At 72.7% G+C, this 23107-nt stretch carries 26 protein-coding genes; 14 read left to right on the top strand and 12 right to left on the bottom strand.

Annotated features, from left to right (window positions below; translation table 11 throughout):
- Nucleotides 1-4: 4 nt before the first annotated feature.
- Nucleotides 5-361: a DUF6401 family natural product biosynthesis protein gene (locus tag EAD98_RS04075; protein WP_121652741.1), complete on the top strand. Its 357-nt coding sequence runs from the start codon at nucleotides 5-7 to the stop codon at nucleotides 359-361.
- A 66-nt stretch (nucleotides 362-427) separates the two neighbouring features.
- Here the strand turns inward: EAD98_RS04075 and EAD98_RS04070 are convergent, their stop codons facing one another.
- A complete protein-coding gene (locus tag EAD98_RS04070) occupies nucleotides 428-1240 on the bottom strand; it encodes a hypothetical protein (protein ID WP_121652727.1) in 813 nt (270 codons plus the stop codon).
- 198 nt (nucleotides 1241-1438) lie between these two features.
- Here EAD98_RS04070 and EAD98_RS04065 point away from each other — a divergent pair, with 198 nt between their 5' ends.
- From EAD98_RS04065 to EAD98_RS04055, 3 genes are all read left to right on the top strand, one after another.
- The gene (locus tag EAD98_RS04065) at nucleotides 1439-3574 is read left to right on the top strand and encodes a SpoIIE family protein phosphatase (RefSeq protein WP_121652726.1); all 2136 of its coding nucleotides are present in this window, start codon (nucleotides 1439-1441) and stop codon (nucleotides 3572-3574) included.
- 62 nt (nucleotides 3575-3636) lie between these two features.
- Nucleotides 3637-4314, top strand: a complete 678-nt coding sequence (locus tag EAD98_RS04060; RefSeq protein ID WP_121652725.1) for an HAD family hydrolase — start codon at nucleotides 3637-3639, stop codon at nucleotides 4312-4314.
- Between the two features lie 107 nt (nucleotides 4315-4421).
- Complete coding sequence (locus tag EAD98_RS04055) at nucleotides 4422-5711, top strand: cation:proton antiporter (protein WP_121652740.1); 1290 nt, start codon at nucleotides 4422-4424, stop codon at nucleotides 5709-5711.
- Nucleotides 5712-5764: 53 nt separating this feature from the next.
- Here the strand turns inward: EAD98_RS04055 and EAD98_RS04050 are convergent, their stop codons facing one another.
- A complete protein-coding gene (locus tag EAD98_RS04050; protein ID WP_121652739.1) occupies nucleotides 5765-6703 on the bottom strand; it encodes an NAD(P)/FAD-dependent oxidoreductase in 939 nt (312 codons plus the stop codon).
- Nucleotides 6704-6818: 115 nt separating this feature from the next.
- Here EAD98_RS04050 and EAD98_RS04045 point away from each other — a divergent pair, with 115 nt between their 5' ends.
- Nucleotides 6819-7034 (top strand): DUF3072 domain-containing protein, encoded by a 216-nt coding sequence (locus EAD98_RS04045; RefSeq protein ID WP_199723278.1) that lies wholly within the window; start codon nucleotides 6819-6821, stop codon nucleotides 7032-7034.
- A 9-nt stretch (nucleotides 7035-7043) separates the two neighbouring features.
- Here the strand turns inward: EAD98_RS04045 and EAD98_RS04040 are convergent, their stop codons facing one another.
- Together EAD98_RS04040 and EAD98_RS04035 are read right to left on the bottom strand one after the other, a co-directional pair.
- Nucleotides 7044-7544, bottom strand: coding sequence for a metallophosphoesterase (locus EAD98_RS04040; RefSeq protein ID WP_121652723.1), 501 nt, complete (start codon nucleotides 7542-7544; stop codon nucleotides 7044-7046).
- Between the two features lie 23 nt (nucleotides 7545-7567).
- Nucleotides 7568-9397 (bottom strand): glycoside hydrolase family 15 protein, encoded by a 1830-nt coding sequence (locus tag EAD98_RS04035; protein WP_121652722.1) that lies wholly within the window; start codon nucleotides 9395-9397, stop codon nucleotides 7568-7570.
- Nucleotides 9398-9518: 121 nt separating this feature from the next.
- Here EAD98_RS04035 and EAD98_RS04030 point away from each other — a divergent pair, with 121 nt between their 5' ends.
- A complete protein-coding gene (locus tag EAD98_RS04030; RefSeq protein ID WP_121652738.1) occupies nucleotides 9519-10106 on the top strand; it encodes a general stress protein in 588 nt (195 codons plus the stop codon).
- A 74-nt stretch (nucleotides 10107-10180) separates the two neighbouring features.
- Here the strand turns inward: EAD98_RS04030 and EAD98_RS04025 are convergent, their stop codons facing one another.
- Nucleotides 10181-10768 carry a DUF1684 domain-containing protein gene (locus EAD98_RS04025; RefSeq protein WP_121652721.1) on the bottom strand — a complete coding sequence of 196 codons (588 nt, stop codon included), beginning with the start codon at nucleotides 10766-10768 and terminating at the stop codon, nucleotides 10181-10183.
- A 28-nt stretch (nucleotides 10769-10796) separates the two neighbouring features.
- A complete protein-coding gene (locus tag EAD98_RS04020) occupies nucleotides 10797-11378 on the bottom strand; it encodes a TetR/AcrR family transcriptional regulator (RefSeq protein ID WP_233583708.1) in 582 nt (193 codons plus the stop codon).
- 76 nt (nucleotides 11379-11454) lie between these two features.
- Here EAD98_RS04020 and EAD98_RS04015 point away from each other — a divergent pair, with 76 nt between their 5' ends.
- Nucleotides 11455-11943 carry an FBP domain-containing protein gene (locus EAD98_RS04015; RefSeq protein WP_121652719.1) on the top strand — a complete coding sequence of 163 codons (489 nt, stop codon included), beginning with the start codon at nucleotides 11455-11457 and terminating at the stop codon, nucleotides 11941-11943.
- 22 nt (nucleotides 11944-11965) lie between these two features.
- Here EAD98_RS04015 and EAD98_RS04010 read toward each other — a convergent pair whose 3' ends face one another.
- Nucleotides 11966-12499, bottom strand: a complete 534-nt coding sequence (locus tag EAD98_RS04010; RefSeq protein WP_121652737.1) for a GNAT family N-acetyltransferase — start codon at nucleotides 12497-12499, stop codon at nucleotides 11966-11968.
- A gap of 160 nt (nucleotides 12500-12659) precedes the next feature.
- On the opposite strand from EAD98_RS04010, the gene EAD98_RS04005 reads away from it, so the two are divergent.
- Entirely contained in the window at nucleotides 12660-13142 is a 483-nt protein-coding gene (locus EAD98_RS04005; RefSeq protein ID WP_121652736.1) for a MarR family winged helix-turn-helix transcriptional regulator, read from the top strand.
- A gap of 9 nt (nucleotides 13143-13151) precedes the next feature.
- Nucleotides 13152-14138, top strand: a complete 987-nt coding sequence (locus tag EAD98_RS04000) for a pirin family protein (protein ID WP_121652718.1) — start codon at nucleotides 13152-13154, stop codon at nucleotides 14136-14138.
- Between the two features lie 61 nt (nucleotides 14139-14199).
- Here the strand turns inward: EAD98_RS04000 and EAD98_RS31740 are convergent, their stop codons facing one another.
- A complete protein-coding gene (locus EAD98_RS31740; protein ID WP_255421212.1) occupies nucleotides 14200-14328 on the bottom strand; it encodes a hypothetical protein in 129 nt (42 codons plus the stop codon).
- Between the two features lie 132 nt (nucleotides 14329-14460).
- Here EAD98_RS31740 and EAD98_RS03995 point away from each other — a divergent pair, with 132 nt between their 5' ends.
- On the top strand, nucleotides 14461-16050 hold the full coding sequence (locus tag EAD98_RS03995; protein WP_121652717.1) for a phospholipase D-like domain-containing protein: 1590 nt from the start codon (nucleotides 14461-14463) through the stop codon (nucleotides 16048-16050).
- Here the strand turns inward: EAD98_RS03995 and EAD98_RS03990 are convergent.
- Complete coding sequence (locus tag EAD98_RS03990; protein WP_121652716.1) at nucleotides 15999-16757, bottom strand: hypothetical protein; 759 nt, start codon at nucleotides 16755-16757, stop codon at nucleotides 15999-16001. The two genes, EAD98_RS03995 and EAD98_RS03990, sit on opposite strands and share 52 nt — an antisense overlap.
- A gap of 381 nt (nucleotides 16758-17138) precedes the next feature.
- Between EAD98_RS03990 and EAD98_RS03985 the strand changes: the two genes are divergently transcribed.
- Entirely contained in the window at nucleotides 17139-17960 is an 822-nt protein-coding gene (locus EAD98_RS03985; protein WP_121652715.1) for a SigB/SigF/SigG family RNA polymerase sigma factor, read from the top strand.
- A 91-nt stretch (nucleotides 17961-18051) separates the two neighbouring features.
- Here EAD98_RS03985 and EAD98_RS03980 read toward each other — a convergent pair whose 3' ends face one another.
- Genes EAD98_RS03980 through EAD98_RS03970 form a run of 3 tightly spaced genes read right to left on the bottom strand, consistent with a single transcriptional unit; the run spans nucleotide 18052 to nucleotide 20849 of the window.
- The gene (locus EAD98_RS03980; RefSeq protein WP_121652714.1) at nucleotides 18052-18642 is read right to left on the bottom strand and encodes an N-acetyltransferase; all 591 of its coding nucleotides are present in this window, start codon (nucleotides 18640-18642) and stop codon (nucleotides 18052-18054) included.
- Nucleotides 18639-20162, bottom strand: coding sequence for an APC family permease (locus tag EAD98_RS03975; protein WP_121652713.1), 1524 nt, complete (start codon nucleotides 20160-20162; stop codon nucleotides 18639-18641). Before EAD98_RS03975 ends, EAD98_RS03980 begins: the two co-directional genes overlap by 4 nt.
- A gap of 45 nt (nucleotides 20163-20207) precedes the next feature.
- On the bottom strand, nucleotides 20208-20849 hold the full coding sequence (locus EAD98_RS03970) for a GPP34 family phosphoprotein (RefSeq protein WP_121652712.1): 642 nt from the start codon (nucleotides 20847-20849) through the stop codon (nucleotides 20208-20210).
- Between the two features lie 127 nt (nucleotides 20850-20976).
- On the opposite strand from EAD98_RS03970, the gene EAD98_RS03965 reads away from it, so the two are divergent.
- The 3 genes from EAD98_RS03965 to EAD98_RS03955 all read left to right on the top strand — a co-directional run.
- Nucleotides 20977-21843: a helix-turn-helix transcriptional regulator gene (locus tag EAD98_RS03965; protein WP_255421211.1), complete on the top strand. Its 867-nt coding sequence runs from the start codon at nucleotides 20977-20979 to the stop codon at nucleotides 21841-21843.
- A gap of 41 nt (nucleotides 21844-21884) precedes the next feature.
- Nucleotides 21885-22085, top strand: coding sequence for a DUF397 domain-containing protein (locus tag EAD98_RS03960; protein ID WP_121652711.1), 201 nt, complete (start codon nucleotides 21885-21887; stop codon nucleotides 22083-22085).
- Between the two features lie 28 nt (nucleotides 22086-22113).
- Nucleotides 22114-23107, top strand: a 994-nt coding sequence (locus EAD98_RS03955; protein ID WP_255421210.1) for a DEAD/DEAH box helicase, incomplete at its 3' end; no start/stop codon positions are given.

Here is a 23107-nt window from a genome sequence, read left to right as displayed (position 1 = left end):
CACCATGCGTGTGCCGTTCAACCGGGTCGCCCCCCGTACCGCCGTCGACTCGGCGCGGTCCACCCTCGCCGCTCTCACCGTCTCCGTGGGCACCGCCGGGCTCGCCGCCGCGGCGGCGCGACCCGGGCTGCTGGCCCTGGTCGACCAGCACGCGGCCGCCGTACGGGACAGCCTCGACGGAGACCGGCGCCCGCTGACGGCCGCGGCGCTCGCCGGCTACGCCGAGGGGGTCCGCGCGGCGGCCGTCGAGCACGGGTGGTCGCCGCCGAACGGCCCGGTGGACTGGAGCGAGCCGGAGTGGCCGCTCACCCGGCTGGTCGCGGTGTGCGCGCTGGCTCGCGCGCTGACCAGCGACCGGTGACGCGCGGGGAGGGCGTCCGCGCCGCGCGCGGAACACCCTCCCCATCGGCTGACGCCATTCCACCCGTTACGGGCGGTACTGCGTCGCCTGCTCCTCGACCTGCGGCATGGCCTGGGTGCGCTCGCCCCCGCGGTCGGCCATCTGCCGCTCCACGTCGCCGCGTCCCGCCGTGGCTGCCCGCCGGTTCTCCTGAACCGCCCGAGCCTCCTCGGCCGCCCGGTTCAGCCAGCCCTCCCACCGGTTCTGCATGGGCCGCACCAGGCCACCACCGACACCGATGATCAGGATGCCGGCCACCGTGGCGAGCACGGCGATCAGCACCGGCGTCGTCACCGTGGTGGCGATACCCACCTGGTTGAGCGCGGCGATCACGCCGAGCGCGATGATGAAGATCGCCGTCAGGTCGGCCAGGACCTTGCCGTACGAGAGTCCGCCCAGCGCCCCGGTGACCAGATCCCGCACGGCGTTCGCGATCGCGGCCGCCACCACCACGATGACGATCGCCACGAACGCGCGCGGCAGCCAGGCCACCACGCCGCTGATCAGGTCACTGATCGCGTTGGGTCCCCAGACGCCGAACGCGAACTGCAGCGTGAACAGCAGTACCGCGTAGTACGCCAGTCTGGCCAGGATGTCGCTCGCGTCGTACTTCGTTCTCTCCAGTGCCCGTTTGATGCCGCCGCGTTCGACCGCCTCGTCGAAGCGCACCCGTTCCAGCACCGTGTCCACGATCTTCAGGACCGCTCTGGCGATGAGCCAGCCGACCACGAGGATCACGATGAAGGCCACGGCCTTCGGGATGAAGAGCAGCACCGACCTCCAGGTGTCGGCGATGGCATCACCGATGTCGGCCTGCCCGACCGCGAGGGTTTTCAGCATGATGTCCCTCCTGTCGCATGGACTGCGCCGGGCGCATACCCGGCCACCGGTGCGGCAGTCCGCGCGGCTCGCCACGTTTTTTCCGACAAGTCGCCGAACAGGGGCCCTGAACTGCCCGAACAGCCACCGTGACGCGCCTCCCGACGTCCCACGGCCATGATCGGATGCGGCCGCCCGCCGGCCGGCTAGGCTGCGAACATGCCAGGAACGGTCGGGCGAGTCCCCACGCCAGCAACTCCGGTCCCGGGCGAATCCACCGGGCCGGGCGCTGCCGCCGTGCTCGCCCACGACTGGGCCGGCACCGCGCTCGGCCCACCGGAGCAGTGGGACCCCGCGATCAGAACGGTGGTCGATCTGATCCTCGCCTGCCCGATGCCGATGGCGCTGGCGTACGGAGACGACCTCGTCCTGCTCTACAACGACGGCTACGCCGACCTGCTGGGCAGCAAGCACCCCGCGGCCCTGGGCCGCCCGTCCGCCGAGGTGTACGCCGAGATCTGGGCACTGCCCGGTGTCGGCGAGGTGATCGAGCGCGCCTACCGGCAGGGCGTGCCGTTCCTGGAGAAGGAGAGCGCCCTTCCGATGGTGCGCGGGCGCACCGGCGTCGCCGAGCAGGCCGTCTTCACGCGAAGCCACTCCCCCGTCCACGACAGCACAGGACAGATCGTCGGAATGCTGACGGTCGCCGCCGAAACCACCCACGTCACCGAGCAGCTGCAGAGTCTCAGCGAGGTCGCCGCCGCGCTCGCCGGCACCCTCACCCTCGACGACGTGGCCCGGGTGGCGCTGCGGTACGCGATCACCACGTTCGACGCCGACCGGGTCTCGTTCGCGGTCGACGAGGGCGGCGGCGGATGGCGGATGGTGCGCCGGGTGCGCGGTGAGTTGATGGACGAGGCCGACGAGCGCCTGCCACCGCTCTGGCGGCGCATTCCGGCGGACTTGGCGACCCCGGTGGTGGAGGCGGCCCGCTCCAGCGGGCCGTCGTTCATTCCGGACGGGCAGCCGCTCCTGGAGACCGCGGTGGACCGCCACGACCAGAAGATCCGCTCGCTGGCCGCGCTGCCGCTGGGCACCTCGGTGGTTCGCGGCGGGCTGGCGGTCGGCTACCAGGTGCCGCACACCTGGTCGGCCGCCGAGCGGGCGCTGCTGGCCGCCTCGGCCGAGCTGATCGGTCAGGCCGCGGAGCGGGCCCGCCGGTTCGAGACTCAGCACGGCACCGCCCAGTTGCTGCAACGCAGCATGCTGCCCGAGAACCTGCCGGACCTGCCCCGACTGCGGATCGCGGCCCGCTACGACCCGGGCGTGGACGGCAACGCGGCCGGCGGAGACTTCTACGACGCGTTCCTGCTACCCACCGGCAGGCTCGGCGTCGTGCTGGGCGACGTCGCCGGGCACGACGTACAGGCCGCCGCACGGATGGGGCAGGTCCGCGCGGCGCTGCGCGCGCTGGCCCTGGCCGACCCGGCCCCGGACGCGGTGCTGGCCGGGCTGGACCGGCTGGTGACGAGCCTGGGTGTGGAGGCCGGCACGCACGAACTGTTCGTCACCGTGGTGTTCGGGGTGGTCGACGCCGATCGGCGTGAGTTCACCCTGGCCAGCGCCGGGCACCCCGCGCCGTTGATCCGCCGCTGCGCACCGGACGGTCGCTCGCACGCGGAGTACCTGGAGGTGCCGGTCGGTCCCCCGTTGGGCCTCGGCGGCCGGCCCGCCACCACCACCGTCGCGTTCGACCCCGGCGACACCCTGCTGCTGTTCAGCGACGGCGTGGTGGAGCGCCGCAGGCAGAGCCTCACCGTCGGGCTGGACGGGCTCGGCGACGCGGTCGCCAAGGCCGGCAGCAGCGACCCGCGCGCGCTCTGCGCGGTGGCCACCGCCGCGGTGCCCGGCGGCACCGAGGACGACGTGGCCGTGCTGGCGGTCGAGCACGCGCTGATGCCGAGCCGTTCGGCGAGCATGGAGGTGCCGGCGGAGCCGACCGCCCCCAGCCGGGTCCGCCACTGGATGAGCGGCCAGCTCACCGAATGGCAGGTGCCCGAGGCGGTGATCGGCGCGGCGGTGCTGTGCACCAGCGAGCTGACCACCAACGCGTTGCTGCACGCCGGCACCGCCGCCCGGGTGGAGATCGACCTCAGCCCCGAGCGGCTGCTGGTCTCGGTCGCCGATTCCGGCACCCGGGGGACCGTGACCCGGGCGCGCACCGACACGTTGAGCAGTCGCGGGCGGGGTCTCGGCCTGATCGAGCAGCTCAGTGACGCCTGGGGCACCGACCCGACGGTCCGCGGTTCCACGGTCTGGTTCGAGATCCTCATTCCGTCGGCCGAGCGCCGCTGAACCCGGCCGTACACACCGGGCCGGGATGGGTCGGCCGGCCACCAACCGGGTAGGAGGACCCCATGCGCACCGACCGACCCGCCGGGGTCCTCTTCGACGTCGACGGCACCCTCGTCGACACCACCTACCTGCACACCGTGAGCTGGTGGGAGGCGCTGCGCCAGTCCGACCAGCCGGTGCCGATGGCGACCGTGCACCGGTCGATCGGGATGGGCTCGGACAAGCTCCTGGACCACCTGCTCGGCCCCGAGCGGGACCGCGACGCCGACGCGAAGCTGCGCGACGCGCACGACACCCTGTACGGCGAGTACTGGGAACGACTCACGCCGCTGCCCGGGGCGGCGGCCCTGTTGCGCGCCTGCGCCGAACGGGGGCTGCGGGTGGTGCTCGCCACCTCCGCGTCCGAACAGGAGGTCGGCGCACTGCGCCACGCGCTCGACGCCGACGACGTGATCGAGACGGTCACCTCCTCGGCGGACGCCCAGCAGAGCAAGCCGGCCCCGGACATCCTGGTCGCCGCGCTGGATCAGTCCGGGTTGGCCGCCGAGCGGGTGGTCTTCGTCGGCGACTCCGTCTGGGACGTGGCGGCGGCCGGCAAGCTGGACATTCCGTGCGTCGGGTTGACCTGCGGTGGCACCAGCCGGGGCGAGCTGGCCGGCGCCGGCGCGGTGGCGGTGTACGACGACCCGGCCGGGCTGCTGGCCACGCTGGACGAATCGCCGGTCACCCGCCCGCACTGAGGAATCCTCCGTTTCGCCGTACCGCGCAGGCTTACCGGCACGGTTCGCGGGGCATGGTCAGTGACCACCTGCCCGCAACCCGTGGGCGCGGCCGGGAGGGTGGCACGGTGGAGCCGGTAGACGTGGCGTTCGCGCTGGTGGGCCTGGGCGCCCTGCTGGCAGGCATCCTGCCTCGGGTGCTGGAGCGGCGGCCGCTGTCCATGCCGATCGCCTTCCTCGCCCTGGGGATGGTGGTCTTCCTGCTGCCCGTCGGGCTGCCCACGCCGGACCCGCTGGCCCACCCGGAGCTGACCACCCACCTGACCGAGATCGGGGTGATCGTCGCCCTGATGGGCGCCGGGCTCAAGATCGACCGACCGTTGAGCTGGGCGAAGTGGTCGTCCACGTGGCGACTGCTGGTCATCGCGATGCCGCTGTGCATCGCGGCGGTGGCGCTGCTCGGCTGGTGGTGGGCCGGGCTCGTGCCGGCCGCCGCGCTGCTGCTGGGCGCCGCCCTGGCCCCGACCGATCCGGTGCTCGCCGCCGACGTGCAGGTCGGCGAGCCGACCGACGTGGAGGACTCCGAGGACGAGGTCCGCTTCGCGTTGACCTCCGAGGCGGGCCTCAACGACGGGCTGGCGTTCCCGTTCGTCTACGCGGCCATCGCCATCGCCTCGACCAGCCTCGCGCCGCGGGACTGGCTGGCCGACTGGTTCACCGTCGACGTGCTCTGGAAGGTCGGTGTCGGGGTCGGCGGCGGCCTGCTCATCGGCTGGCTGCTCGGCAAGCTGTTCTTCCGGGCGCCCAGCCATCTGCGGCTGGCCCGGCACGCCGAGGGTTTCCTGGCGCTGGCCGCCACCTTCCTGGCGTACGGGCTGGTGGAGGTGGTCGGCGGGTACGGATTCCTGGCGGTGTTCGTGGCCGCCCGCGCGATCCGGGCCGCCGAGCGGACCCACGAGTTCCACTCGGTGCTGCACGATTTCGCCGAGCAGATCGAACGGCTGCTCACCCTGGTGCTGTTGCTGCTGCTCGGCGGCGCGATCGTCGGCGGTCTGCTCGCTCCGCTGACCTGGCCGGCGGCGGCCGTCGGGGTGGCGCTGGTGTTCCTGGTCCGGCCGCTGGTCGGCTGGTTGTCACTGCGGGGCGCTCCGGGCCGGCCGGCCGAGCACTGGGTGATCTCGCTGTTCGGCATCCGCGGGGTGGGCTCGTTCTACTACCTGGCGTACGCCACCACGAAGGCGGACTTCCCGCAGGCCGAGCTGCTCTGGGCCACCGTCGCGCTGGTGGTGCTCGTCTCGGTGGTGGTGCACGGCATCGCGGCGACCCCCGTCATGCAGTTGCTGGACCGTAAGGGCGAACGGACCGGCGAACCGGCGGACCCGGGCGTGCCCGCCCAGCGGGTCGCCGGGCACGCCTGAGCTACGGTCCGCCGGTCGATCCCGGACGTCGGCCGGACGAGGGCGGGCCGACGTCAGGCGAGGCGGGCGGCCAGGGCGCGGCCGAGGTCCCGACCGGAGCGCCAGGCGCTCTGCACCCGGGGCTTGCCGAACGCGTCGCCGGCCAGGCCGATCCCGTCGGCGTCCAGGTGGTGGGTGCCGCCCCCGGCGTCGGTGGTGGGCTTCGCGTACGTCCAGCGGTGCACGTGCACGTCGACAGCCCCCTCGGGCAACCCCAGGAGGTCCCGGACCGCCTGCTCGATGGTCGGGCCGGCTCCGCTGGGCTGGGCGAGGTGGCCGGCGGCGAACTCCGGCACGGTGTGCGCGACCAGCACCGGCGCGCCGTCGCCCCGCCGGTCGCCGTCGTCGCAGACCAGGCTGAGCACCGGGTGGTCGTTGACGAACGCGCCCCGGAAGTCCGGCCAGCGCCGGGTCGGGAAGCGCAGCACCGCGGCCAGCGACGGCGACCAGCGCTGCGCCTGCACGACCCGGGTGGCGTCGGCCAGGGCCGGGTCGAGCAGCAGGGCGGCCTGCGGGCCCGGCATGGCCAGGGCGATCGCCGCGCAGGGCTCACCGTCCACGGTCGGCCCGGGTTCCACGCTGAGCACCAACCGGTCGACGGTCACCGGGACCGCACCGGCCAGCTGTTCGACCAGTGAACGCAGCCCGCGCGGCGCGGCGAAGCGCATCGGCCCGGGCACGTCGTGGCGCCCGTCCCGGTCGTACGCCTGGAAGGTGTCGGTCCATTCGCGGACCAGGCCGGCGGCGCGCCACTGCTCGACCAGCGCGGCGAAGTCGGGATCGCTGGCGGTGAAGTAGGCGGCGCCGATGTCGGCGGGGCGGCCGTCGAAGCGTTTGCTGGCCATCCGGCCACCACGCACGTGCCCCCGCTCCCGGACCCGCACCGGCACCCCGGCCGCGGCCAGCTCCACCGCACAGGTCACTCCGGCGATGCCCGCCCCGACCACCACCACACCCGACCGGTCCACGCTCACCCGGTGATCGTAGGTGCCGTCGGGCACGCCGAGCAGGCATGAACCCGCGAAGATCCGGGTACTGGCACACCTGTTCGAAGAAAGGGTGATGACGATGACGGACCGCACCAACGAGCAGGCCGACCCGCGCGGCGCGATCAAGGACCCGGACGAGTGGGTCACCGGCGACGAGCCGCCCACCGCGGCCCAGGAGTCCTACCTGGCCACTCTCGCCCGGGAGGCGGACGCGGAGCTACCGGACGACCTGACCAAGGCCGAGGCGTCCAAGCGGATCGACGAGCTCCAGGCCGAGACCGGCCGGGGCCAGTGACGCCCGGGGTCAGCGGCGGGGCAGCCGATGCAGGTCGACCCGGGTCAGGTGGCCGGCGCTCACCTCGGCCGTGAGGTAGGTGGCGTGGGGCTGGGAGCGGCGGTCGGTGGGTGAGCCGGGGTTGAGCAGGCGCAGGCCGCCGGGTGCTTCGGTGTCCCAGGGGATGTGCGAGTGCCCGAAGACCAGCAGGTCGACGTCGGGGAAGCGGGCCGCGCACCGCCGCTCGCGACCCGTCCGGGGACCGGTCTCGTGCACCACGGCGACCCGCAGGCCGTCGAGGTCGACCCGCGCCACCTCCGGCAGCCGGGCGCGCAGCGCCCGGCCGTCGTTGTTGCCGTACACCCCGATCAGCCGTCGCGAGCGCGCGGTCATCGCGTCGAGCAGGGACTCGTCCACCCAGTCGCCGGCGTGCAGCACCACGTCCGCCGCCTCGATAGCCGTCCAGAGGGGCCCGGGCAGGTCCCGGGCCCGCTTCGGTAGGTGGGTGTCCGCCGTGAGCACCAGCCGCATCCCGGCATTGTCCCCCAGGCCGCTCAGGACCGCGTCGGGGTGAAGTTCGGCGGCGGCATGCCGCGATGCCGCAGCGCCGGATCCCGCTCGACGTCGGTGAGCTGACCGGCGGCGTTGATCAGGCCGATGTGCGAGAACGCCTGCGGGAAGTTGCCCAACTGCTCGCCGGTCAGCGGGTCGATCTGCTCGGCGAACAGGCCGAGGTCGTTGACCCGACCGGCCAGCCTGAGGAACAACTCGTGCGCCCGGTCCCGCTCACCGCCCAGGGCCAGGCAGCCCACCAGCCAGAACGAGCAGATGACGAAGCCCGCAGGGTCACCGTCCCAGCGCCGCAGCAGGCCGTCGTGGGACAGCTGCTGCTCCACCGCGCGGACCGTCGAGCGCATCCGCGGGTCGTCGGCCCGCAGGAAACCCACCAGCGGCATCAGCAGCACCGAGGCGTCCAGGTCGTCGGAATCCAAACTCCCGGTGTACGCCCCGAGCCGGTCGCTCCAGCCCCGATCCAGCACCGTGGCGCGCACCTCGTCGCGGGCGGCCGCCCAGCGTTCCACGTCCCGGGGTCCACCGAGCGTGTCGCCGAAGCGGACCGCCCGGTCCAGTGCGACCCAGCACTGCACCTTCGAGGACACGTGATGGTGCTCGACCCCGCGCTCCTCCCACATGCCCGCGTCGGGTCGCCGCCAGTCCACGACGGCCTGGTCGGCGAGCACCCGCAGCACGTGGCGCACCTCCGGATCCATCGGGTCCATCTTGTCGCGCATCAGCCAGGCGGCGTCCAGCGCCTCGCCGAAGATGTCGGTCTGCCGCTGCCGCCACGCGTCGTTGCCGATGAGCACCGGCGGGCTCTCGCGGTACCCGGCGAGCTGGTCCAGGCGGTGCTCGGTGAGGTCCCGCTCCCCCTGCACCCCGTACATGATCGGCACCGGCTCGTCGCCGATCCGGCCCATCGCCCGACTCACCCAGGCGAACTGCCGCTGCACCTCGTCGAAACACGCCGATCGCCACAGGGCCCGCAGGGTGAGGCTGAAGTCGCGCACCCACACGTAGCGGTAGTCGTAGTTGCGGGTCCCGCCGAGCCTCTCCGGCAGTGAGGTGGTCGCCGCGGCCACCACCGCCCCGCTCGGCCGGTACGTCATGCCCTGCACGACCAGCGCGCTACGCCGCACCTGCTCCGGGTAGCACCCCTGGTAGGGGTGCGCCTCGGTCCAGGATCGCCACCCGGCCACCGTGTCGGCGATCGTGCGGTCGGCGTCGGGCACCTCCGGCGGCGGCGCGTCGTAGGTCGGCGCGTACCCGAGGGTGAAGTTGTGGACCGATCCAGCGCGGGCGGTGAAGGTCGCGGTGGCCTCGCCCTCGCCACAGCACAGCCGCACGCTTCCCCGCAGCGTGAGCCGCGCGGCCCCGGCGATGGCCTCCAGCATGCCGTCGCGCTCGACGAGGAACGCGGTGGTCCGGCCGTACTCGAAGCGGGGCCGGTAGTGCACCCGCATGGGGACCTCGCCGGAGAGGCTCCGCACGCTGCGGACCAGCACCTGCGGCGAGCGCAGCCCGATGTCGTGGCCGCGCGCCCCCGGCTCGAAGGCGAGCGCGTCGGTCAGTTCCACCTCGCCCCGCGCGGTCCGGAAGACGGTTCGCAGCACCAGGGTGTCGTCGAGGTAGCAGCGATCGACGCTGAACTCACCCTCCGGTCGGATCGACCAGTGGCCGGCGCCCTCGTCGAGGAGCCGCCCGAACACCGACGGCGCGTCGAACCGGCCCGGGCACCACCAGTTCACCGAGCCGGAGCGGTCCACCAGCGCCGCGCTGCGGCCGTCGGCGAGGAAGCCGTGCTCGCTGATCTGTCCGCTCTGCACCCGGTTACCTACCCGGGGCGTCCGGGCGCATGCCCGCCGGTCGGCACGGCATCCACCGTCGTTGCCGGCGTTACCGGACGGCGCGGGCGGGAACCCGGACGGTTGACGAGGGAGGATGCTCATGACGTCAGCTTCGGGTCCGGCCGCCGCCTGGCGGCCCGGCGCACAGGGTGGCGATCTGCTGCCGGCCGGTCCGGCCGGCCGCCCGTCGGCGCCGTCCGGGAACGGCCACGGGCCGGAGACCGGCCCGCCCACCGTGACGATCGGCTCGTATCCGGACTATCCGTCCGCGCAGCGCGTGGTCGACTATCTCGCCGACAACCGCTTCCCGGTGGAGCACAGCGCGATCGTCGGCACCAACCTCACTTTGGTGGAGACGGTGCTCGGGCGGATGACCACCGGACGCGCCGCGCTGCTCGGCGCCGGCACCGGCGCCTGGTTCGGGCTCTTCATCGGCCTGCTGTTCGGCATCTTCACGGTCGGCAACTGGCTGGCGGTGATCGTGGTCGGGCTGGTCATCGGGGCGATCTGGGGCGCCGTGTTCGGCGCGGTCGCGCACGCGATGACCGGCGGGCAGCGCGACTTCACGTCGGCCAGCTCGCTACGCGCCGGCCAGTACGCGGTGATCGTCGACGCGCAGCTCGCCGACCAGGCCCGGCAGTTGCTGGGTCGGATGCAGATGTCCGGCTCGGCCACGACCGCGGGCTGAGCAAGGGTTCTCGACAGGCCGTCCCGCTGAGCAGGGTCTGACCGGCCGTCCCGGCGACACGCCGGGGCAGCCGCTCAGTCGTGGTACGCCAGCTCGCCGGCCCGCAGCGGCACGTCGACCCGGTTCTCCGGCGGCGCAAGCGGGCACGCCCAGCGGTCGTCGTACGCGCAGCTCGGGTTGTAGAGATAGTTGGCGTCCAGCCGGACCCGGTCGCCGGGCAGCAGCTCGACGCCCCGGCCGAAGGTGCCCTTCACGGTGTCGGTGAGGTACCGGCCGCCGCCGTAGGTCTCCTGCCCGCAGGTGCCGTCGCGCAGTGGCACGAACAGCCCGCCCCCGTACGCCTCGATCCACCACAGGGTCAGTGGCCCCCACGACGTCTCGGCCACCGCGACCCGCCGGTACGCGACCACCCCGTCCGGGCCGCCGGTGTCGATCCGCAGCTCACCGCTGGCCGGGGTGAGGGGCGCTTCGACCACGGCGGCCGGGTTGGGCGGGAAGTAGCGCACTCCGGTGAAGCCGGGCCGCTCCGCTGGCGGGATGGGGCTCTGCGGGTGGGTGGCGAAGAGCTGATCGCGGCCGGTGCGAAAACCGGTCAGGTCGACGTCGGACAGGTACAGCCGGGCTACCCGCTCCCGCCAGTCGGCCAGCTCCAGATCATCCACGCCGTCGAGCCTAGGCGGTCGCCGTGCGTCACCGAGCGGTTCCCGCCCCGGCGCCCGGGGCGGGCGGCCAGTTGCTGAGGACCGCGTCGAGGGCGTCCAGGGCTCGGGACCAGGAGGCGTCCGTCGTACGGGGGGTGTGCCGGAAGCCGCCGGTCCTCTCCAGGCTCACGAAGCCGTGGAACGTGCTGTGCATCATCCGGACCGCGTCGGTCTGGTCGGGCTCGGACAGCCGGTAGCCGCGCAGGATCGCCCGCGTCATCTCCGCGTGCCGGACGCCGGCGCTCGCGGCCGCCGTCTCCGGGTCGAGGTCGATCTGCATCGCGGCGTACCGGCCCGGGTGCCGCGTCGCGTAGTCCCGGTACGCGTCGGCGAAGGCCACCAGCGCGTCCTTGCCCGCGCGGCCGGCGAGCGCGGCGGCGACCCGGTCGGCGAGCTCGGAGAGCGCCAGCAGCGCCACCCGGACCCGCAGGTCCTGTGCGTTCCTGATGTGGAAGTACAGGCTCGCGTCCTTGACGCCGAAACGCCGGGCGAGCGCGGCGACGGTCACGTTCTCCATGCCGATCTCGTCGGCCAGCTCGGCCGCCGCCAGGGTCAGGCGTTCAGCGGTCACCCCCGCTCGTGCCATCCCGCACACCCCAAAAACTAGTCGCATTAATTGTTTGCCTAGGCGAGCTAGGCTACTACCTATGCTAGCGATAACCGAGCGCGCCATCCGCGCGTCCTTCGTCAACTGCACGCAGGGCGAGGCGAAGCGGCTGGCCGTACCGAACGACCTTGAGACACGACCGTGGAGCGACCTCGACTTCCTCGGGTGGCGGGACCCGGCGGCGACCCAGCGGGCCTACCTGGTCGCCGAGTCCGACACCGGGCTGGTCGGCGTGGCGCTGCGGGTCGCGCCGCAGCAGACCGGGCGGGTGCGGCGCAGCATGTGCTCGCTCTGCCTGACCACGCACACCGGGGACGGTGTCGCACTGATGACCGCCCGCAAGGCCGGACGGGACGGGCGCCAGGGCAACTCCGTGGGCGCCTACATCTGCTCCGACCTGGCCTGCTCGCTCTACCTGCGAGGCAGGAAGGAGGCCGGACGTCGCATCGACGAGACCATCACCCTGGCCGAGAAGGTCGAGCGCACCACGAACACCCTCACGGCGTTCCTCCGCAAGGTCATCGAGTGACGCCGGGTCCGACCGCCTCCGATCAGCGGTCGGTCGCGAGGCGGGCGTGCAGGTGTTCGTCGTGGCGGCGGCCGTCGCCGTACCGGTACGACTCGCGCAGCGTCCCCTCGGCCAGGTAGCCGGCCCGGTCGGCGACCCGGCAGGACGCCTGGTTGGCCACCGCGTGGCACAGCTCCACCCGGTGCAGCCCGAGGTCGGCGAACGCCCACTCGGTGAGCCGGACGACGGCCCGCACCGCCACCCCGCGCCCGCGCGCCGCCGGCACGGTCCAGTAGCCGATGGACGCGTCGCCATGATGGATGTGGTACAGCGACACCGAGCCCAGCAACTCCCCGCCGGCCGCGGCGGTCACGGCCAGCGAGGCGTGGTCGCCGCCGGACCAGTCGGCCCGGTGGCGCACCCACAGCAGGGCGGCCTCGTCGTCGATCGGGCCGCCGCGGTGCGGGTTCCACTGGGCGATGGCCGGGTCGCGCAGGGCCTCCCGCACCGCGGGGGCGTCCGCGTCCCGCCAGGGGCGAAGCAAGAGGTCGGCGGCGGTGAGTTCCACGTGTTCCACGATGGCGGAGTCTGGCACAGCGCGTCCCGCTCTCACCGTCGGAACGGACCTGCCACTTCCTTCAAAGCTGCACGAACCTGAGCCATCGACCGCTCGGACGTGACCCAGACAACGCTCAAGACGACTAGTTAAATTTTTAACGAGTGCTATCGTGGTGGACGTGACAGAGAGCCTGGACAGCACCCGAGAGGCGGCCTGGCGCGCCTACATCGAGGCCAGCCAGCGCCTCTACACCCAGCTGGAAGAGGACCTTCGGGCCGACAGCGACCTCAGCTTCGCCGACTACCACGTGCTGGTCCTGCTCTCCGAGACACCGGGGCAGCGGCTCCGGATGGGCGAGCTGGCCGGCCGGCTCGTCTTCTCCCCCAGCCGCCTGACGTACCAGATCTCCGCGATGCAACGCCGCGGCCTGGTCAGCAAGGAGTCCTGCCCGGACGACCGACGGGGCAGCGAGGCGGTCCTCACCGCCGCCGGGCTGCTCGCTCTGCGGGAAGCCGCGCCGCACCATCTGGCGTCGGTGCGTACCCACCTGATGGACGACCTCGACGACGCCGAGGTCGCCTGCCTCACCCGGGTCTTCGGCCGGCTCGGTGACCGCCTGCGGGCGGCCCGGGCCACGTCGACCACCCCCGCCACGAACTAGGAGCCCTCGATGCCCGCGATCACCGTTGAGAACGTCCTCGTCCTACCGCGCCTGCCCCGGCTCGACGAGTCCACCAAGATCCGCCCGGTTCGCACGGTGACCACCGCGCCGAGCGGCTTCGAGGGCGAGGGCTTCCCGGTCCGCCGGGCCTTCGCCGGGGTGCCGACGACCGACCTGGACCCGTTCATCCACCTCGACCAGATGGGTGAGGTGGACTACGCGCCGGGCGAGCCCAAGGGCACGCCCTGGCACCCGCACCGCGGCTTCGAGACCGTCACGTACATCATCGACGGCGTCTTCGACCACCAGGACTCGCACGGCGGCGGCGGCACCATCACCGACGGCGACACCCAGTGGATGACGGCCGGCAGCGGCCTGCTGCACATCGAAGCCCCGCCGGAGCACCTCGTGATGAGCGGCGGGCTCTTCCACGGCACCCAGCTCTGGGTCAACCTGCCCCGCTCGGCGAAGATGAACCCGCCCCGCTACCAGGACATCCGGGGTCGGGAGTCGGCGCTGCTGACGACGCCCGACGGTGGTGCGCTGATCCGGGTCATCGCCGGTGAGGTGGCCGGGCACCGTGGCCCGGGTTCCACCTTCACCCCAATCACCATCACGCACGTCACCGTGCAGCCGGGCGCGCAGGTCGACCTGCCCTGGCAGCCGGAGTTCAACGCCCTGGTGTACGTGCTCGGCGGGCGCGGCACCGTCGGCGCCGACCGGCGGCCGGTACGCACCGGCCAGCTCGCGGTGCACGGCCCGGGTGACGCGCTGCGTTTCAGCGCGGACACCACGCAGGACAGCAACACCCCCGCGCTGGACCTCTACATCATGGGCGGCCAGCCGATCCGGGAGCCGGTGGCACAGTACGGCCCATTCGTGATGAACACCCGGGACGAGCTGATCCAGGCGTTCGAGGACTACCAGGCCGGTCGGCTCGGCGTGATTCCCAGCGAGCGGCTGCCGCACACCGGTGGCCAGGGCTCCCGGCCCTGACCACGGTCAACCGCTGAGATCGGCGCCGGCGCCCCCCGTACCCCAGGGCACCGGCGCCACCTCAGGAGACGGCGAAAATCCCGGCCACCCCGAGAATCACCATCACCAACACCGCTACCAACGCCCCCCGTTCGCTCTCCACCGCCGGCTCGCGGTACTCGGTCACGGGGTTCGTCGTCTCGCGGGGCATGGTGTGGCCTCCTCGGTTGTTGTCGCGTCGTTCCGGTCGGTCTGCCAGGTCGTCGGTCTGCCGGCCCTGGCGTGCGGACCCGCGTCGGGGGTCCTACCGTGAGGACGTTGTCGACCTCCGGGGGGCTGGACGTTGCCGTTGCAGGACTGGTTCCTCACCGCGCAGGAACGGGCCAACCCGGTCTCTGGGTTACCCGTCTGGACCAGCGGAAACCTGGCCGAGCCGTTGATTCACGGTGCGGCGTACTTCGACCGGCTGGTCGACGAGGTGGAGGCGCTGACCGCCGGCGACCACCTCTTCTTCACCGACTGGCGGGGTGATCCGGACGAGCGGCTGCGCCCCGACGGCCCGACCGTGGCCCAGCTCTTCGCCCAGGCCGCTCAGCGCAAAGTGGTGGTCAAGGGGCTGATCTGGCGCTCCCACCTCGACGCGCTGGCCTACAGCGAGGCGGAGAACCGCGACCTCAGCGAGGTCATCTCCGCGGCCGGCGGAGAGGTGCTGCTCGATCAGCGGGTCCGTCGTGGCGGCTCGCACCACCAGAAGCTGGTGGTGCTTCGGCATCCGAGCGCCCCGGAACGGGACATCGCGTTCGCCGGCGGGATCGACCTGTGCCACAGCCGGCGGGACGACGCCGCACACCGCGGCGACCCGCAGCCGGTGCGGATGTCTCCCCGGTACGGGCCCAAGCCGCCCTGGCACGACGTGCAGCTGGCGGTCCGCGGACCGGTGGTCGGCGCACTGGACACCGTGTTCCGCGAGCGCTGGACCGACCCGATGCCGCTGGACTCGGAGAACCCGATGGCCTACCTGCGGGACCGGCTACGCGGCGCGGACCTCCGCCCCGACCCGCTGCCGGAGCAGCCGGCCGACCCGCCGTCCTGCGGGCCGCACCAGATCCAGGTGCTGCGCACCTACCCCGCCGTCCGACCGCGCTACTCCTTCGCGCCGAACGGCGAGCGCTCGGTGGCCCGGGGCTACACCAAGGCGGTACGCCGAGCCCGGCGGCTCATCTACCTGGAGGACCAGTACCTCTGGTCGAGCGAGGTGGCGGACCTGTTCGCACACGCCCTGCGCGACAACCCGGAGCTGCACCTGATCGCCGTGGTGCCCCGGCACCCGGACGTGGACGGCAGGCTCGCGCTTCCGCCGAACATGGTCGGCCGTGAGCAGGCGTTGTCGCTGTGCGAGCGGGCCGCACCGGACCGGGTGCACGTGTTCGACGTGGAGAACCACGCGGGCGACCCGGTCTACGTGCACGCGAAGGTCTGCGTGGTCGACGACGTCTGGGCCAGCGTGGGCAGCGACAACTTCAACCGCCGCTCGTGGACCCACGACAGCGAGTTGTCCTGTGCGGTGCTCGACGACACGCGCGACCAGCGGGAGCCCACCGATCCGGCCGGGCAGGGCGACGGGGCGCGGGTGTTCGCCCGGGAGTTGCGGCTGCGGCTGTGGCGGGAACACCTGGACCGCGACCCGTCCGGCGCGGACGACGCCGACCTGCTCGACCCCACGGACGCCGTCGCGGCTGTCACGGCCGCCGCCGACGCGCTGCAACAGTGGTACGACGGCGGCCAGGTGGGCGCCCGGCCGCCCGGCCGGCTGCGCCCGCACCGCCCCGAGCGGCTGCCCTGGTACACCCGCGCCTGGGCGTTGCCGGTCTACCGGCTGGTCTACGACCCGGACGGCAGACCGCTGCGGACCAGGTTGGCCGGCACCTGGTGAGCCGGTCGGGCCGGCGCCGACGGCGGGGCGCTGCTGCCCGGGTACACGCTCAGCCCGCCGGGGTAGGCGAACGAGGAGCGCGGCGAGTAGTAGCCGAAGTGAATGGTCAGCGGGTTGGCGGGCCGTAGCGCGTACATCGGGTGGCCGGGCTCCAGGAACTCGACCGACTCGATCTCGAACGGGGCGACCGGCTCCGCCACGAACGGGTAGACGGCGCTGAGCAGCTGACCGTCGCGGCGGGTGAAGTAGCGGTGGTGCCCGCTGCTGATCACGTGGCCCGTCTCGCCGACCCGGCAACGCGCCCGGATCAGCGGAGCCCCGTCGGCCTCGGTCATCGAGACCAGGTCGTCGCCGCGCACCTCGATGCTGGTGCGGCCGGTGACCACCGGGGCGCCGCGGGCGGCGGCGTACTCCCGGACCGTGTGACTCGACGCCACGTAGTGGGTCCACCAGCCGCCCGGGCTGAGACCGCCGGGGGCGTCCACGCCGGTCAGCGAGACGCCGAGGTAGGTCAGCGAGTAGGCGCCGAAGCCCGAGGTCTGCGTCTCGTCGTCGACGATGTACTGGTTGAGGAACACCTGCCGGTCCGAGCGGGGACGCAGGCCGGCCGGGACCAGAGCGGCCACCGCGTCCGGATCCGCCGGCAACCAGCTGAAGTAGAGCGTGCGGCTGTTCACGACGAGCTGGGGAGCGGCTGGATCGAGCACGGTGCCTCCGAACCGGGTGTGTACAAGGCGACGCTACGGGCAGTCCCACCGGCGGGACAACGACGGATAGTCGACACCTCGGGCCGGATGTCGGGTTTTGTGTTGACCGCCCGGCCGACAGTGGTGGGCCGACCGGTCAGGCCGGGGTGGGTTGGTCGGGTGGCCGGGCAGGAGCACGGGAATCAGTAAGAGACCTCACAACCGTCCGGACCGCCGCCCGATTTACACCTCGTGCGGCCTTAAACGGCTTAAGTACATCAGCCTTTCGGCTAGATTTCGAGGAGACGATCAGGTTAAGGTGAGTCCCGAACGGCCCATACGAAGCTAAACCAAAGCGTCACGTCTTTTTGTCCAGCGGACGAGGTGCAGGGAGGACCACCAATGACCGCGCCAACGATCAGCGAGCAGCCGAGCACCGCTGCGAAGAGCACGAAGCTCGACCCGCGCGCACTCACCGACAGCGCCACCGATCTGCTCAACGCCATGGCGGCGCTGCCGACCACCCACCCGTCGCGCGCCGCGCTGCGGGACCGGGCGATCGAGGCCTGGCTGCCGCTGGCCAACCACCTCGCCCACCGCTACAGCGGGCGGGGCGAGCCCACCGACGATCTGGCGCAGACCGCCGCGGTCGGCCTCATCAAGGCCATCGACAAGTTCGACCCGTCCCGCGGCGTCGACTTCGCCGGGTACGCCATCCCCACGATCATCGGTGAGCTGAAGCGGCACTTCCGCGACCGCACGTGGGACATCCGGGTGCCCCGCCGGCTCCAGGAGCTGCGGCTGTCCATCTCCGACGCCAACAGCTCGCTCCTGCAGACCCTCGGCCGGTCGCCGACGGTCGCCGACATCGCCGCTCACCTCAAGCTCACCGAGGAAGAGGTGCTGGAGGGCCTGGAAGGCGCCCGCGCGTACAACGCGGTGTCGCTGTCCACCCCGACCGGCGACGGCGAGCGCGCCACCGAGCTGGGCGACATGCTCGGCGGCGAGGACGCGGAGTTCGAGCTGGCTGAGCTGCGGGTCGCCCTCGGCCCGGCGCTGGCCACGCTCGACGAGCGGGAGCAGAAGATCCTCACCCTGCGGTTCTACGGCAACCTGACGCAGTCGCAGATCGCCGACCAGATCGGCGTCTCGCAGATGCACGTCTCCCGACTGCTCGCCCGCGCGCTCACCAAGCTGCGCGGCCAGCTCGACGGCACCTACTAGGCGGTTCACGGTTGAGGGCCGGGTCGGCGGACCCGGCCCTCAACTGTGCGCACTGTCACGTCAACGTGACAGTGCGTACGGTCGGCAGCCGTCAGCGGCCAACGGGCTCGCGCCACATCGGCCAGAACGGCGTGCCGTCGGGCACCCGGAACGGTTCGCCAACCTGGTAGCCGTGCCGCGCGTACAGGTCCCGACTGTTCGGGCTGCTCGCCTCCAGGTAGCCGGGCATGCCGTTGGCGTCCAGCCAGGCGTGGTGGTGCTCCAGCAGCGCGGTGCCCAGCCCCTGCCCCTGCCGGTTCGGCTGGACCGCCAGGAAGGCCAGATGGTGGTGGTCCGGGTGTGGATGGTTCGCCGCGAACAACTCGTCGAGATGCTGGAAGCGGTGGGTCCATTCACCGCACGCGGCGGCGAGCCGGGCGTCGTAGTCGGGTGGCGGCGGGGCCGGCTCGCCGACCGAGGGGAACCAGACGGCGACCGCGGCCCGGTCCGCGCTGGCGTACACCAGGCCGTGCCGCATCGCGTGCCCGACCAGGATCTCGAAGTTTCCGGCCAGCACGGCCTCCCGCTTGCTGGCGTCGGGCACCAGCCAGCGGGTCACGTCCAGCGCGGTGAACGCCTCAGCGATCCGGCCGGCGACCAGCGCGGTGTCGTCGGGCCCGAGTCGGTCGATGTCCACGCTCATCGGGGCACCTCCGTACCGGCCGGCGCCGGCGGCTGCTCCACCGGCTGCACGGCGCCCGCGGCGGCCTCCGCGCCGAGGCCGATCCGGGCGTACGTGTCCGGACGGCTGCGACGCAGCACCAGCGCCCAGCCGACGCCCAACGCGGCCGCCACCGGGTACACCGCGGGCAGCGCCCAGCGCAGGGTGGAGTCCGGCGCGACGCCGAGCAGGTTGGCGAAGTTCGACACCGCCAGCCAGATGATCACAAAGAGCGCGAGGGTGGCGAGGCTGGGCGCGATGATCCGCCGCCAGAGGGTCTCGCCGCCAGTGGCACGGAGGAAGTAGGCGATCACGGCCACCGAGGTGGTGGCGATCAACAGCAGCACGCCGAACCCGCCGCTGGTGCCGACCCAGAAGAACAGCTTGACCACCGGGTCCCAGCCGTTGACCGCGTACAGCAGGATGACCAGCAGGCCGAGGACGCTCTGCGCCAGCGAGGCGGCCCGCGGCGCGCCGCTGCGCGGCGAGGTCTGCCCGAACACGGCCGGCAGCACCCGCTCCCGGCCCAGCGCGAACGTGTAGCGGGCCGTGGTGTTGTGGAAGGAGATCATCGCGGCCAGCACCGAGGTCAGGAAGAGCACCTGGCCGATGGTGACGGCGGTGTCACCGAGGTGCTCGGCGGCCAGGTTGAAGATCAGCCCGACGCTCTGCTCGCCGGCCGCGGCGACGATCTGGTCCGACCCGACGGCGACCGTCATGGTCCAGGAGGAGAGCGCGTACAGCCCGGCGATGATCGCCACCGAGAGGTACGTCGCCAGCGGCACCGTGCGCTTGGGGTCCTTGCTCTCCTCGCTGAACACCACCGCGGACTCGAAGCCGACGAACCCGAGGACCGCCAGCACCAGCACCGCGCCCACCCCGGACACGAAGAGGTTGTCCGGCGAGAATCCGGCGAAGTTGACCTCGCCGCCGGCCGGGTTGCCGATCTGTCCCAGGTCGAAGATCAGGACCACCACGATCTCGGCGACCAGCAGCGCCGCCAGCACCATGCCGTTGATGTCCACGCGAAGCAGACCGAGCAGGCCCACCAGGGCCCACGCCACCAGGGCGACGACCGACCAGTGCGGGTGCCCACCGAAGATCCGGTCGAGGACCGGCTCGGCGGCGACGCCGATGGTGCCGTAGAGCCCGACCTGAAGCGCGTTGTACGCGATCAGCGCCACCCAGGCGGCGCCCACGCCGGCGGGTCGGCCCAGGCCGCGGGAGATGTAGGCGTAGAAGGCGCCGGCGTTCTCCACCCGGCGGGACATCGCCACGTAGCCAACGGAGAACAGGGCGAGCACCGCGGCGACGACCAGGAAGGCCAGCGGGATGCCGGTCACCCCGATGACGCCGTAGCCGGTGGTGACGACACCGGCCACCACGGTCAGCGGCGCGGCGGCGGAGAGCACGAAGAAGATCACCGAGGGGACGCCGAGGCGGCCTCGGGCAAGGGCTTCGGAGACGTTGCTGGGTCGGTCGACTGTCGATGTCGGGGGCATACGACTACTCCGATTTGTCGAGGGGAGGGTGGGGTTACCGGGGGGTCATGGGACGCCGCGGAGCACCGCGGCGCCGACCGCGGCCTCGGTGTGTCCGACGAGTTCCTTCAGCGGCGCCGGCAGCGCGGGGATGAGGACGTTCAGCCGGTGGTGGGCGCGGGGGCCGGCGCTCCACAGCACCTCGCGGGTCAGCCCGGCGGCCACCACCAGGCCGAGCAGCAGGGCGTCCGGCACGCTCGGCGGGTCGGGCCGGTCCAGCAGGGCCCGCAGCCGGGTGGCCGGCCAGGCCACCGCGTTGAGGTCGATCGGCACGTAGCTGACCGAGGTGCGCAGCAGCCGGCGGCTCTCCTGGCGGCGCAGCATGCCGGCCCGGGCCAGCCGCTCCCCCACCGAGGTCGTGGCGCTCTGCGCCAGGAAGCTCAGCCAGGTGCGGACCGCCTGGTGCTGGGACTCGCCGATCAACTGGTCGAGCACGGTGTGCGCCAGCGCGTCGCCCGGCGGGCGTCGGTCGATGACGGTGACGTGCCCGTTGGAGACGGTGATGTGTCCATACAGGATCAGTTCGCCGAGCAGCCCGCCGGCCAGGCCGAGCCCGGTCGCGGCCGGGTGGAGTTTGGCCTTGCCGCGACTGTCGTTGTGCGCGATCAGGAAGAACTCGTCGGCGATGAGCAAACGGTCCTCCCGCACCTATGTGTCCACAGTGATCGCGACCGGCAAAGGATGCACCGACAGCTACCGCAATGCAACTCCCAGATTTGAAAGTTGCACTCCGTGCAGGCCCGACCTGCGGATCTTGTCGTGACAGACTCGGACGGTGACCGCCACCCCCGCCATCCCACCCGCCGGCAGCCCGACCGTCCGCCGTCGCCGCATCGCCCGGGAGCTGCGCCAGCTCCGGGAGCGTGCGGGCATGACCCTCGATGTGGCGGCCCGTCAGCTCGACATGTCCAAGAGCAACCTGTCCCGGATCGAGACCGCGCAGATCGGCATCAAGCCGCGCGACGTGCGGGCTGCGCTGGCCCTCTACCAGGTGACCGGGGCGGACGCCGAGGCGCTGATCGAGATCGCCCGGAGCGCGCAGCAGCGGGGTTGGTGGCAGAACTACAGCGACGTGCTGCCCGAGTGGTTCGAGTTCTACGTCGGGCTGGAGGCCGAGGCCGTGGCGCTGCGCACGTACGAGGCCGAGTCCGTGCCGGGGCTGTTGCAGACCGAGGCGTACGCCCGGGAGATGTACCGGCGCACCGCGGGCGAGGACGGCGTGGAGCGCAAGGTGGCGGCGCGGCTGCACCGCCAGGAGGTGCTGCGCCGCGACGACCCGGTCCGGTTTTCGGTGGTGCTCAACGAGGCGGTGCTCCTGCGCCCGGTGGGCGGCAACGGCGTGATGGCCGAACAGCTGGTCCACATGAGTCGGATCGCGCAACTACCCAACGTGACAATCCAGGTACTTCCATTCGCGGCCGGTGGGCATCCCGCGATGAGCACCCCGTACGTCATCCTCAACTTCCCCGACGCCGCCGACGCGTCCGTGGTTTACCTGGATAACCTCACGATGGGACTGGCGCTGGAAGATGCCGACCAGGTGCTCGGGTATAGCCTTCTGCACGAGGAGCTGTGCCGGATGGCGCTCGATCCGGCGGCGTCGTTGACCCGTCTTGAGCAGGCTTCTCGTAACTTTGCGTGACCGCGTCCGCGGCACGCCGACGCAGACGAGAGGCACCGCGGATGACGGCGTACGACCCGACCCGGGCGGACTGGCGGACGAGCACGCGCAGCAGTGGCAACGGCAACTGCGTGGAGGTCGCGACAGTCGACGGTCAGGTCGCCGTGCGGGACAGCAAGGACCGGTCCGGCCCGGTGCTCGCCTTCGACGCCTCGGCCTGGCGCACGTTCCTGCACGGCGTCGGCGAGGTCCGCCGCAGCTGAGGCCCCGGGGCCGGTGCGAGACTGGGCCGTGCTCTCCGACGTAACCCTGGACCTGCCGGTGCGCCCGGTGCTGCCGGCGCTGGTCGCGGCGCTCGACGTGGCCGGCGCCGGTGTCCTGGTGGCCCCGCCGGGCACCGGTAAGACGACCCTGGCGCCGTTGGCCGTGGCCGACCGGGTCACCGGCCGGGTGGTGATCGCCCAACCCCGCCGGGTGGCCGCGCGCGCCGCCGCCCGGCGGATGGCCGAGCTGCTCGGCGAGCGGGTGGGCGACCGGGTCGGCTACGCGGTACGCGGCGAGCGCCAGGTCAGCCGGGCCACCCGGGTGGAGGTGGTCACCACCGGCCTGCTGGTCCGCCGGTTGCATCACGACCCGGAGCTGCCCGGCACGGGCGCGGTGCTGCTCGACGAGTGCCACGAGCGGCAACTCGACGCCGACCTCGCGTTGGCCTTCGCGGTGGAGGCACGGGCCACCCTCCGGCCGGACCTGTGGCTGCTGGCGATGTCCGCCACCCCGGACACGGACCGGTTCGCCGCGCTGCTCGGCGGACCCGATCCGGCTCCGGTCGTCCGGGCCGAGTCGGCGCTGCACCCGGTACAGCGGATCTGGTCGCCACCAGCACGGCCGATCGCCCCACCCGGTGGCGGGCCGGTGGACCGGGCCCTGCTCGACCACGTGGCGGCCACCGTGCGGCGGGCGCTGCGCGAGCGCGACGGCGACGTGCTGGTCTTTCTGCCCGGGGCCGGCGAGATCGCGGCGGTCACCGGCCGGCTGGCCGACCTGCGCGACGCCGTCGCGCTGCTGCCGCTGCACGGCCGGCAGGGCGGCAGCGAGCAGGACGCGGCCCTGCGCCCGGCCGAGCGACGCCGGGTGGTGCTGGCCACCGCGCTGGCCGAGACCAGCCTGACCGTGCCGGGCGTGCGGGTGGTGGTGGACGCCGGGCTGTCCCGGGTGCCCCGCACCGACCTGGCCCGTGGGCCCGGCGCGTTGATCCCCGTTCCGGTCTCCCGGGCCGCCGCCCCCC

Origin of the sequence: Micromonospora sp. CV4, assembly GCF_003667455.1 — a bacterium.
GTDB lineage: Bacteria > Actinomycetota > Actinomycetes > Mycobacteriales > Micromonosporaceae > Micromonospora.
The sequence above is the reverse complement of the archived record's forward strand: the minus strand, read 5'-3'. Positions and strand labels throughout refer to the sequence as shown.